The organism is Nonomuraea jiangxiensis, from assembly GCF_900099965.1.
Lineage (GTDB): Bacteria > Actinomycetota > Actinomycetes > Streptosporangiales > Streptosporangiaceae > Nonomuraea > Nonomuraea jiangxiensis.
Genome location: NZ_FNDJ01000026.1, coordinates 129030 through 141269 on the forward strand (window position 1 = coordinate 129030; position 12240 = coordinate 141269).

A 12240-nucleotide genomic window follows, 5' to 3' on the forward strand; every position below is an offset into this window, starting at 1 on the left:
TGACCGTCCTTCCCAGGCACTGCCCGCTTTGGCCGAGACAATCACTGGAAGGGCAAATTACGGGTTCATCCCAAGCGGATTCTTGGGGCGAGTCCGGCCAACAGGTCTTCCAGCGGCAGCTCCGCTCCCCGTGACAGCGCCGCCTCGAACGCCGCCCTGCCCAGCGCGTTCGCCACCCCGGCACTGATCCTCTCGACGTCGCCCCGCTCGCCGGGCGGCAGCGGGGCGTTCACGGAGGCCCGCAGCGCCGCCGCCTTGCCCAGCAGCGGGCCCGCCTCATCCGGGCGCCCGCCCGCCGCCAGCGCGCCCGCCAGCCCTTCCAGCGCCAGCGCGGTCGCCCGGGGATCGCCGACCAGGCGGGCCGCCGCCAGCCCTTCGAGCTGGAGCCCGAGGGCGGCCGCGGGATCGCCCCGCTGTTCGGCGACGAACCCCAGCTCTGCCAGGACCAGCGCCGCCCCGGGCGCGCCCGCGACCTCCCTGACCCACTCCAGCCAGGCCCGCAGCCGCCGCTCGGCCTCGTCGAGCCGGCCCTGCCGCCGGGCCCCGAGCGCGAGGCCGATGTCGGCGAAGTGCTCGGCGGGACGGTTCGACTGCGTGACCGCCAGCCGCCTGGCCCGCTCGTGGTAGTCCTCGGCCCGCGCGTGGTCGCCCGTCAGCAGGGCGATCCGGCCCAGCCGGGACAGCGCGTCGGAGACCGAGCTCCACAGCCCGAGGTCCTCGGCCATGCGCAGGCCCTCCGAGCGCAGGTCGGCGGCCCGTTCGTAGTCGCCGGTGATCTCGGCCAGCGTGCCGAGGCCCTCCGTGGCCCGCATCTCGCCCCATCGGTCGCCCAGCTCCCTGAACAGCGCCAGCGCCTGTTCCCCTGCCTGCCGCAGCGCCGCCAGGTCACCGCTCAGCATGGCGTAGCGGGCCAGGACGTTGAGCGCGGCGGCCGTGCCCCACTTGTCGTCGAGTTCGCGGAAGGTCGTGAGCGCCGTCTCGACGAGCGTGCGGCTGACAGTCGCGTCGCCGTACCCGACCAGGGCGAAGCCGACGAACCACTGCGCCCTGGCCCGGGCCCGGCGCCCGGGGACGGCCTCGAACAGCGCGGCGTCGGGTACCTGCAACCGCCCGGCCAGCAGCCGCAGCCCGGCCAGCCACACCCTGGCCTGCGCGGTGCCCGGGGCCTCCCCGATCGCCAGTGCCGCCTCCAGCGCCCGCTGCCCCTCGCCCAGCCTGCCGCGTAGCACCCAGTACCAGGCCATGGCGTTGACCAGCCGTAGCGCCTCGCCGGCCGCGCCGAGCCGGACCGCCGTCTCCAGCGCCGCCCGCAGGTTGGCGCCTTCGGCGTCGAGCTCGGCCAGCGCGTGCCGCTGCCGGTGCCCGCGCAGGTGCGGCTCGGCCCGCTCGGCCCGGCCGGTGTAGTGCCGCAGGTGCCGGAGCCGCACCTCGCCCGCCTCGCCCGCCTCGTCCAGCCGCTCGTGGCAGTAGGCCGCCACGGACTCCAGCAGCCGGAACCTCGGCTCACCGCCGGGCTCGTGCGCCGGGGCGGGGACCCGGGTCACCAGGGACCGGTCCACCAGCCTGGCCAGGGCGTCGAGCACGTCCACGCCGGGCTCGGCGCACACCTCCTCGGCCGCCTCCAGCGTGCAGCCGTCGGCGTGCACGGCCAGCCGCCGCAGCACCACGCGCTCGCCCTCGGCCAGCAGCTCCCAGCTCCAGTCGATCATCGCCCGCAACGTCCGCTGCCGGGCCGGAGCGCCGCGCCGCCCGGAGGCCAGCAGCCGGAACCGGTCGTCCAGCCGTTCGGCGAGCTGGCGCGGGGTCAGCGTTCGCATCCTGGTGGCGGCCAGCTCCAGTGCCAGTGGCAGCCCGTCGAGCCGGGCGCAGATCTCCGCCACGTACGTGTCCGGTTCGACCCCCGCCCGTGCCGCGAACAGCGCCATGGCGGCCTCCCGCGCCAGCGGGGGCACGCTCCACAGGGTCTCGCCCTCGATCCGCAACGGCTCCTGCCCGGTGGCCAGGATCCGCAGCCCCGGGGCGGCCCGCAGCAGCCGCCCGGCCAGCGTGGCGACCTGGTCGACGACGTGCTCGCAGTTGTCCAGGACGAGCAGCGTCTCCTTGCCGCTCAGCGCGGCGCCCAGCCGGTCGAGCACGGAGGCGGCGAGCCGGTCGCCGGCCGCGTCGTCCCGCAGGCCCAGTACGGTCGCGACCGCCTCGGCCACCTCGACCAGCGGCGCCCCAGGTCGCAGCGCCGCCAGCTCCACCAGCCACACGGCCGTGTCGCGGGACGGCTCCGAGGCGGCGGCCAGGGCGAGGCGTGTCTTGCCCACGCCGCCCGGTCCTATGAGGGTGACCAGCCGCTCGGACCGGAGGAGAGCGCCCACCTCGGCCACCGCCTCGTCCCGTCCCACCAGGCTCGTCAGCGGGGCGGGCAGGTTGGTACGCGGGCGGGCCGGGGCCGCCAGGGCGGGATCGCGCCGGAGGATCGCCCGTTGCAGCGACACCAGCTCGGGCCCGGGGTCGAGCCCCAGGTCGTCGGCCAGGTGCCGGCGCAGGTCCGCGTAGCTCGCCAGGGCCTGGCTCTGGAGCCCCGATCGGTACAGGGCCCGCATGTGGACCGACCGCAGCCGTTCGCGCAGGGGATGTTCGGCCACCAGGTCGCCCAGCTCGGCGGCGAGCAGCCCGTGCTCGCCCGCCCCCAGCCGCGCCTCGGCCAGCTCCTCCACCGCCACCAGCCGTTGCTCGGCCAGCCGCGCCACCGCCGCCCTGGCGAACGGCTCGTCGGCGAACTCGGCATAGGCGGTGCCGCCGCGCCACAGGTCCAGCGCCCGGCGCAGCAGCGAAGCGCGTACGCGGGGATCGGCGGTGTGCTGCGCGCGGGCGACCAGCGTCTCGAACAGGACCGCGTCCACGGACTCCGGGTCCGCCCGCAGCACGTAACCGGGCGGCCGGTACGCCACCAGCTCCCGCTCGCCCAGCACCCGGCGCAGTTGCGACACCTTGACCCGCAGCGCCGCGGCGGCGTTCGCGGGCGGGCGGCCAGACCAGAGGTCCTCGATCAGGCGGTCGGCGGAGACGGGCCGGCCGGCGTGGATCAGCAGGCCGGCGAGGAGCGCGCGGACCTTGGCCTCCGGCACCCGGACCGGCTCCCCGTCCGGTGCCCACACCGCGAGCGGACCCAGCACCCCGAACCGCATCCGCCCCCCATAACCATCTCCGAACCATGCCATAACCCACGACCGGCAGGGTGAACGCATCACCCACACAGAAGGAAACACTGAAATGTCAGAAAACATATCCGTGCTCGGCCTCGGCCTCATGGGCGCCGCCCTCGCGCGCACTCTGCTGGCCGCCGGACACCACGTCACCGTGTGGAACCGCTCGCCGGAGAAGGCGGCGCCCCTGGTCGCCCAGGGCGCGATGAGCGCGCCCACTCCGGCGGCGGCGGTCGAGGCCAGCCCGCTGGTGATCGCCTGCGTGCTCGACTACCCCGCCGTCGAGGAGGTGCTGGCGCAGGCCCCGCTGGCGGGCCGCGTCATCGCGAACCTCACCACGGGCCGCCCAGCCGAGGCCCGCGAGACGGCGGCCCGGGTGGCCGGGCGCGGCGGCGACTACCTGGACGGCGGGGTCATGGCCGTGCCGCAGATGATCGCCACCCCCGGCGCGCTGATCCTCTACAGCGGCTCCCGGTCGGCCTACGACCGCTATGAGCAGGCCCTCGGCGTCCTCGCGCGGCCCCGCTACGTCGGCGAGGACCCCGGCCTGGCGCCGCTCCTGGACCTGGCCATGCTGACCGGCATGTACGGCCAGATCGCCGGTTTCCTGGAGGCCGTGGCGCTCGTCAGATCGGTGAAGTACCCGTTGACGGAGTTCACCTCGGAGCTGCTGGTCCCGTGGCTCAACGCGATGGCGGCCAGTCAACCGCGTATGGCCACGGCGATCGAGGCGGGCGACCACCGCACGGAGGTCTCCAACCTGGAGGTCAACAGGTCGGGCATGGAGAACCTGGTCCGCGCCTTCGAGGACGAGGGCGTCCCGCTGGACCTGCTGCTCCCCATGAAGGCCATCATCGACCGGCGCGTCGCCCGCGGACTCGGCCACGAGGGCCTCTCCGGCCTCGCTGAGGAGCTGCTCTAGGCCGACGGTGCCATGCCGCGCGGTGCCATGCCGTGCGGTGCCATGCCGTGCGGTGCCATGCCGCGCGGGGGAAGACCGCCGGCGGGGGCTATACCGGGCGGGGGCGGAAGGCCGCCAGCGGGATCGACACCCAGGTGGGGCGGTTGCGGGCCTCGTAGACCACCTCGTACACGGCCTTCGACAGCTCGAACGCGCGCAGCAGCGCCGCGTCGGCCCGGGTGATGACCCCGCCGCCCGACCGGTAGCCCTCCAGGAACGCCTCCCGGTTGCGGTCCGCCCACTCCTCGGCCCGCGGCTCCAGGTCGGCGGCCCCGGACCGGCCGGCCAGCAGGTGCCTGGCCGCGTAGTCGAACGAGCGCAGCATGCCCGCCACGTCCCGCAGCGGCGAGTACAGCGCCCTGCGCTCGGCCAGCGGCTGCCCCGGCTCGCCCTCGAAGTCCAGCACCACCCAGTCCGTCGGCGTGCGCATCACCTGGCCGAGGTGGTAGTCGCCGTGAACCCGCTGCACGGGCACCGCGTTGGTGAGCAGCTCCACCTGGTGGTAGGCGTCCTCGACGGCCTCCACATGCTGGCGCAGCTCGGGCACCTCGGCCACGGCCCGGCCGAGCCGGCGCCTGAAGGTCTCGGCCATGCGCTTGATCTCGTGGATCTCCACGGTCTCCGTGGGGAAGGCCTGGGCCAGCTCGTGGTGCACCCGGGCGGTGGCGACGCCCAGCCGCAGCGACTCGGCCGCGAAGTCCCCGCCCGCCTCGGCGGCCGAGATCTCGGGCATCGAGGCGTACAGGTCGCGCACGCTGGTCAGCGCCAGGTCCCAGCCGTCGTTCGCGGTGGCCAGGTATTCCTGCATGATGGCGAGGGTCGTCCCCGTGCCGTCCAGGTCGGCCTCGATCCACCCGTACGGCTGCGCGATGTGCGGCGCGTGCCTGGCCGCCAGCGCCGTCACGACCTCCAGCTCGGGGTTCACCCCGGGGATGAGACGGCGGAAGAGCTTGCAGATGTAGGCGTCCCCGTACACCAGGGAGGTGTTGGACTGCTCGGCCCCGAGGACCAGGCTGCGCTGGGAGGTGTCGATGGTGACGCCGGGCACGTGGCGCATGCGCAGGGCTCCGGAGACGCGGGTCTCGTCGCGGGCCATGCCCTCCAGCAGCCAGCTCATGCGGTCGGAGTCGTGTACGGCGTCGTACAGGTAGTGGTCCCCCACCGTGCCGATCAGGGCGTGGGACAGCCGGTCGGGCAGGGAGTCGCGCTCGCCGAGCAGGACCTGGTAGCGGTCACGCGAGCCCTCCTGCCAGACGGCGACGATCAGGTGTCTCAGGCCGGGCGTCAGTTCGACGTCCGAGTCGATCGACAACTCGTCGATCGGGCGCCCCTTGCCACCGAACCAACGTTGACGGCTGATCCATGCGGCAAGGAGCTCACTAAGCACGTCCTACTCCTCCTGGATGACGGCCGGCGGGAGTGTGAACCAGTAGAACCCATGCCCTGGAAGCGTCAAAAGATACGGAAGTTCGCCAATTGCCGGGAATGGAACGCCTCCCATGGTCTCCACGGGAGACACGCCGACGAACCGGCGCAGGTCAAGCTCGACCGGCTGCGGGAAGCGCGAGAGGTTGTTCACGCAGAGCATGCGGTCATCGCCCAGCTCCCTGACGAACGCCAGCACGCTGGGGTTGGAGGAGTTGAGCTCGGCGTAGCCGCCGAGGCCGAAGACCGGGTGGCGCTTGCGGATCTCGATCATGCGCTTGGTCCAGTGCAGCAGCGAGCCGGCGCTCTTCTGCTGGGCCTCGACGTTGAGGCCCTGGTAGCCGTAGATCGGGTCCATGATGACCGGCAGGTAGAGCCGGCCGGGGTCGCAGTCGGAGAAGCCGGCGTTGCGGTCGGGGTCCCACTGCATGGGCGTGCGCACGCCGTCGCGGTCGCCGAGCCAGATGTTGTCGCCCATGCCGATCTCGTCGCCGTAGTAGAGCACCGGGGAGCCGGGCAGCGACAGGAGCAGGGCGGTGAACAGCTCGATCTGGTTGCGGTCGTTCTCCAGCAGCGGCGCCAGGCGGCGGCGGATGCCGACGTTCGCCCGCATGCGGGGGTCCTTGGCGTATTCGGTGTACATGTAGTCGCGCTCTTCGTCCGTGACCATCTCCAGCGTCAGCTCGTCATGGTTACGGAGGAAGATCCCCCACTGGCAGTGCTCCGGAATTTTCGGCGTTTGAGCCAAGATTTCGGAAATGGGGTAGCGAGACTCCCGGCGTACGGCCATGAAGATCCGGGGCATGAGCGGGAAGTGGAAGGCCATGTGGCACTCGTCCCCGCCGCCCACCGGATCGCCGAAGTACTCCACGACGTCGGAGGGCCACTGGTTGGCTTCGGCGAGCAGCACCCGGTCCGGGAACAGCCGGTCCACCTCGGTCCTGATCCGCTTGAGGTACTCGTGGGTCCTCGGGAGGTTCTCGCAGTTGGTGCTCTCCTCCTCGAAGAGGTACGGCACCGCGTCCAGCCGGAACCCGTCGATGCCCAGGTCCAGCCAGAACCGCAGCACTTCGAGCATCGCGTCCTGCACGGCCGGGTTCTCGTAGTTGAGGTCCGGCTGGTGGTGGAAGAAGCGGTGCCAGTAGTACTGGCCGCGCACCGGGTCGTAGGTCCAGTTGGAGGTCTCGGTGTCGATGAAGATGATCCGGGCGTCCTGGTATTTCTCGTCGCTGTCGGACCACACGTAGAAGTCGCCGAAGGGGCCCTCGGGGTCGTGCCGCGAGGCCTGGAACCACGGGTGCGCGTCGCTGGTGTGGTTCATGACCAGGTCGGCGATGACGCGCATGCCGCGCTTGTGCGCCTCTTCCACCAGCTTCACGAAGTCGCCGAGATCCCCGAACTCGGGAAGGATCTTCATGAAGTCCGCGATGTCGTAACCGCCGTCGCGCAGCGGCGACTCGAAGAGCGGCAGCAGCCAGAGGCAGTCCACGCCGAGCCACTGCAGATAGTCGAGCTTGCTGATGAGGCCCTTGATGTCGCCGGTGCCGTCGCCGTTGGAGTCGGCGAAGCCCCTGATCAGGACCTCGTAGAAGACCGCGCGCTTGTACCAGTAGGGATCGCGCGGCTTTTCCTCGTCAAAGGTGTTGGGAATGGGTGTGGTGGAGCTCATGAGCCACCCCACGAGGGGCTCACGAGGGAGGCGCTTTCACACACGTCGAAGACTCCCCGCTGAATTCAGTTCTACCGTGGCGCGGCCCGAACGGTGAGAATGTGGGCTGGGTGGATGTGGGGGTCGAGGCGCACATAGTTGCTCTGCCGCCACCGGTACGACTCGCCCGACAACTCGTCGTCGACGACGAACTCGGCGTTCCAGTCGAGGCCGATCGCCGGCAGGTCCAGATCCACGGTCGCCTCGTGGGTGTGGTGCGGATCCAGATTGATGACCGCCAGAACGACGTCGCCCATTCCGTGCCTTCGTGTGGCCGCGTCATAGGCGCCGGGGAGTCGCTTCGAGAAGCAGACGATGTCCGGTTGGTCGACCCGGTGGAACCGTAGATTACGCAATTCCTGGAGGGCCGGATGAGCTCTTCGAAACAAATTCAGGTGAGTGATGAAAGGAGCGAGACTCCGGCCCTCGCGTTCAGCGGTAACCCAATCGCGAGGTTTGTACTGATATTTCTCACTATCGAGGTATTCCTCGCTTCCTGGACGTACGGGCATGTTTTCTCCGAGTTCGTACCCGGAATACACGCCCCAGCTCGGTGAGGCCAGCGCGGCCAGCACCGCCCTGATCTTGAACGCCGGGATCCCCCCGTGCTGCAGGAACTCGTGCAGGATGTCCGGCGTGTTCACGAACAGGTTGGGACGCAGGTAGCCGGAGGTCTCGCGGGACAGCTCCGTGAGATAGCTCTCCACGTCCGGCTTGGAGTTTTTCCACGTGTAGTACGTGTACGACTGGTGGAAGCCGGTCTTGGCCAGCATGCGCATCATCGCCGGCCTGGTGAAGGCCTCCGACAGGAAGATCACGTCGGGATCGGTCGTGCGGATGTCGGCCAGCAGCCGCTCCCAGAACGCCACCGGCTTGGTGTGCGGGTTGTCCACCCGGAAGATTCGTACCCCGTGGTCCATCCAGTGCCGCAGCACCCGCTTGACCTCGGTGTAGACGCCCTCGGGGTCCTTGTCGAAGTTGACCGGGTAGATGTCCTGGTACTTCTTCGGCGGGTTCTCCGCGTACGCGATCGAGCCGTCCGCCCTGATCGTGAACCACTCGGGGTGCTCCTTCACCCACGGGTGGTCGGGCGAGCACTGCAGCGCGAAGTCGAGCGCGACCTCCATGCCCAGCTCCCGGGTGCGCGCCACGAACTCCGCGAAGTCCGCGAGCGTGCCCAGGTCAGGGTGGATGGCGTCGTGGCCGCCGTCCTCCGACCCGATCGCCCACGGGGAGCCGGGGTCGTCGGCCTCGGGGTTCAGCGTGTTGTTGCGCCCCTTGCGGAACGTCGTGCCGATGGGGTGGATGGGCGGCAGGTAGACGACGTCGAAGCCCATCTTGGCGATGGCGGGCAGGCGCTTGGCGGCGGTCTGGAAATTTCCGGACTTGGAGATGCCGGACCCGTTGACGACCGCGCCCTCCGACCGGGGGAAGAACTCGTACCAGGAGCCGTACAGCGCCCTGCGCCGGTCCACCCTGATCTTGTGTGACTTGGACCTGGTCACCAGCTCCCTGAAGGGGTGCGCCGCCAGCAGCGAGGTCGTCTCCGGGAGTTGCGCGATCGACAGCCGGGCCCGCGGGTCGAGGCTCTCGTCGCGGAGCGTGGCCGACACCGACAGCAGCGCCGCCCGGTGCCCGCACGCCGTGTCTCCCCGGTTCCTGGACGCCGTGTCACCGTTGCCGTTGGGCCGGGGCTGGCCGTTGGGGCAGTCGGTGGCGCGGACGGCCGCGGCGGCCCGCTCGAACAGCCGGGCGCCCTCCTCGCACATGAGATCGACGTCCATGCCGCGCGGGATCTTGATTTCGGCGTCGTGCAGCCACGTACGGATCGGATCACTCCAGGCCTCCACCCGGAACACCCAGTCGCCCTCGGCGGGCAGGCACACGTCAACGCCCCAGCGGTCGGTGCCGGGGGCCAACTCGCGCATGGGTTTCAGGCGGCCGCGCTGTCCGTCGGGCGCGGTGAGCACCACGCCCGCCGCGACGGCGTCGTGGCCCTCTCTGAACACGGTCGCCGAGACCTCGAAGGTCTCGCCGGCGACCGACTTGGCGGGCCACTGCCCGCAGTCGACGACGGGGGAGATGTCCGTGATGGGAATTCGTCCGATCATCGCATTCAAGGGTTTGCGGCGGCACGCTCGGTGCAGCCGGAGGCTTTCGTGTAAGAACGATCCTTGCACGTAAATTATGGACAGCAGCGGATGGACCTCCCGAGTGTGGCCGCAGGAGACCCAACAAAGAGGAAAGTTGCCCCAATCGTGCCGCTTCATGCTTGTTCCCGGAAGGGGTTTGAAGGGCAGCCGTGGGGGTGAAGGACTGAGAGGTCCCTCCTAGCCCGTAGGGTGCAGAATCGTGAGAGCTATCCGCCGGTTTACCGTCCGCACCGTCCTGCCCGCGGAGCTGGCCGCCCTCGGCGAGCTCGTGCATAATCTCCGATGGTCCTGGCACCCGGAGACGATGGACCTCTTCGCCGATGTCGACTCGGCGCTGTGGGAGCAGGTCGGGCACGACCCCGTGGCCCTGTTGGGCGCCGTCACCCCGGCGCGGCTGACCGAGCTGGCGGCCGACCGCCGGTTCCTGCGCCGCCTCGCCGACGCCGCCGACGACCTGCGCGAGTACATGACCTCCCCGCGCTGGTACCAGACCCTGCCCGACACCGCACGTGCCATCGCCTACTTCTCCCCCGAATACGGCATCGCAGCCGCGCTGCCGCAGTACTCGGGCGGGCTCGGCATCCTCGCCGGCGACCACCTCAAGGCCGCCAGCGACCTGGGCGTGCCGATCCTCGCGGTCGGCCTGCTCTATCGGCACGGCTATTTCACCCAGTCGCTGTCGCCCGAGGGCTGGCAGCTGGAGCACTACCCCTCGCTCGACGCGGGTGGCCTGCCGCTGAGCCTGCTCAAGGACGCGGACGGCGCCCCGGTCAAGATCCGCGTCGCCCTGCCCGCGGAGCGCGTGCTGCACGCGCAGGTGTGGGTGGCGCAGGTGGGGCGGGTGCCGCTGCTGCTGCTCGACTCCGACGTGGCCGACAACGACACCGCCGCCCGCGACATCACCGACCGCCTGTACGGCGGCGGCACCGACCACCGGCTCATGCAGGAGCTGCTGCTGGGCGTGGGCGGCGTCCGCGCCATCCGCGCCTACTGCAAGATCACCGGACATGCCGAGCCTGAGGTGTTCCACACCAACGAGGGACACGCCGGATTCCTCGGGCTCGAACGGATCCGTGAGCTCACCGAGGCCCGGCTCTCCTTCGACGAGGCGCTGGAGGCCGTGCGGGCCGGCACCGTGTTCACCACGCACACGCCCGTGCCCGCGGGCATCGACCGGTTCCCTGTGGACATGATCGAGCGGCACTTCGGCGGCGCCAACGCCTGGCCGACCGTGCCCGTCGAGCGCATCCTGGCCCTCGGGGCGGAGTCCGATCCCGGCCGGTTCAACATGGCGATCATGGGGATGCGGCTGGCCCAGCGCGTCAACGGGGTGTCCCTGCTGCACGGCGCGGTCAGCCGGGAGATGTTCAAGGGACTCTGGCCGGGATTCGACCTGGACGAGGTGCCGATCGGGTCGATCACCAACGGCGTGCACGCCCCCACCTGGGTCGGGCGCGAGTTCATGGAGCTGGCCGGGCGCGAGCTGCCCTCGCTCATCGAGCGGGCCCGCGGCTGGGACGGCATCCAGAAGATCTCCGACACCGAGATCTGGCAGATCAGGCGCACGCTGCGGCGGCGGCTGGTCGAGGGCGCCCGGGTACGCCTGCGCCGGTCCTGGCGCGAGCGTGGGGCCTCCGACGCCGAGCTCGGGTGGATCGACGACGCCCTCGACCCCGAGGTGCTGACGATCGGGTTCGCCCGGCGGGTGCCGTCGTACAAGCGGCTCACGCTCATGCTGCGCGACCCGAAGCGGCTGACCGACCTGCTGCTCGACCCGGACAGGCCGGTGCAGATCGTGATCGCGGGCAAGGCCCACCCGGCCGACGAGGGCGGCAAGAAGCTGATCCAGCAGATCGTCAAGTTCGCCGACCAGCAGAAAGTACGCCACCGCATCGTCTTCCTGCCCGACTACGACATGGCCCTCGGCCAGCTCATGGTCCAGGGCTGCGACGTCTGGCTGAACAACCCGCTGCGCCCGCTGGAGGCCTCCGGCACCTCCGGGATGAAGTCCGCACTCAACGGCGGACTGAACCTGTCGATCCGCGACGGCTGGTGGGACGAGTGGTACGACGGCACCAACGGCTGGGCGATCCCGACCGCCGACGGGGTGACCGACCCCGACCGGCGCGACGAGCTGGAGGCCGCCGCCCTCTACGACCTGATCGAGCACGAGGTGTCCGACCGGTTCTACGACCGGAGCGCCGACGGGCCGCCCCGGCGCTGGATGGAGATGGTCAAGCACACGCTGACCTCGCTGGGACCGAAGGTGCTGGCCGGGCGCATGCTGCGGGACTACGTCATGGACCTGTACAACCCGGCCGCCGGGTCGGCCCGCGCGCTGTCGGACGACGGCTACGCGCCGGCCAAGGCGTTCGCCGCCTGGCGGGTCCGGGTCACGCGGGCCTGGCCCGGGGTCCGGGTGGAGCACGTCGAGGCGGCCGGGGTGGATGACACGCCGGAGGTCGGGGCCTCCATCGAGCTGCGTGCCACCATCGCGCTCGGTGACCTGGAGGTCGGCGACGTGCTGGTGCAGGCCGCCTACGGCAGGGTCGGGCCGCACGACGAGCTGGTGCGGCCGGCGTACGCGCGGCTGGAGGTGGCGGCGGTGGACGACGACGGGCACGCTCACTACACGGGCGTCGTGCCGCTCGACCACACCGGGGCCTTCGGTTACACCGTACGCGTCGTCCCGGATCACCCACTGCTCGTCACCGCAGGCGAGCTCGGACTGGTCGCCGTACCCGAGGAACCCGCGGGCATGACGAACGGCACTTTGCGTTAGCCGGATCCCTCCGA

At 70.9% G+C, this 12240-nt stretch carries 6 protein-coding genes; 2 read left to right on the forward strand and 4 right to left on the reverse strand.

Features of this window, described 5'->3' with window-relative positions; genetic code table 11:
• Positions 1-65: 65 nt before the first annotated feature.
• Positions 66-3179 (reverse strand): AfsR/SARP family transcriptional regulator, encoded by a 3114-nt coding sequence (locus BLS95_RS41575; RefSeq protein ID WP_090945093.1) that lies wholly within the window; start codon positions 3177-3179, stop codon positions 66-68.
• Positions 3180-3264: 85 nt separating this feature from the next.
• On the opposite strand from BLS95_RS41575, the gene BLS95_RS41580 reads away from it, so the two are divergent.
• Positions 3265-4119, forward strand: a complete 855-nt coding sequence (locus tag BLS95_RS41580) for an NAD(P)-dependent oxidoreductase (protein ID WP_090945094.1) — start codon at positions 3265-3267, stop codon at positions 4117-4119.
• Positions 4120-4207: 88 nt separating this feature from the next.
• Here BLS95_RS41580 and BLS95_RS41585 read toward each other — a convergent pair whose 3' ends face one another.
• From BLS95_RS41585 to BLS95_RS41595, 3 genes are all read right to left on the reverse strand, one after another.
• A complete protein-coding gene (locus BLS95_RS41585) occupies positions 4208-5545 on the reverse strand; it encodes a maltokinase N-terminal cap-like domain-containing protein (RefSeq protein WP_090945095.1) in 1338 nt (445 codons plus the stop codon).
• 3 nt (positions 5546-5548) lie between these two features.
• Positions 5549-7252 (reverse strand): maltose alpha-D-glucosyltransferase, encoded by a 1704-nt coding sequence (treS, locus tag BLS95_RS41590; protein ID WP_090945096.1) that lies wholly within the window; start codon positions 7250-7252, stop codon positions 5549-5551.
• A gap of 71 nt (positions 7253-7323) precedes the next feature.
• Positions 7324-9402 (reverse strand): alpha-1,4-glucan--maltose-1-phosphate maltosyltransferase, encoded by a 2079-nt coding sequence (locus tag BLS95_RS41595; RefSeq protein ID WP_090945097.1) that lies wholly within the window; start codon positions 9400-9402, stop codon positions 7324-7326.
• A gap of 241 nt (positions 9403-9643) precedes the next feature.
• Between BLS95_RS41595 and glgP the strand changes: the two genes are divergently transcribed.
• Positions 9644-12226 carry an alpha-glucan family phosphorylase gene (glgP, locus tag BLS95_RS41600; RefSeq protein WP_090945098.1) on the forward strand — a complete coding sequence of 861 codons (2583 nt, stop codon included), beginning with the start codon at positions 9644-9646 and terminating at the stop codon, positions 12224-12226.
• Positions 12227-12240: the final 14 nt, after the last annotated feature.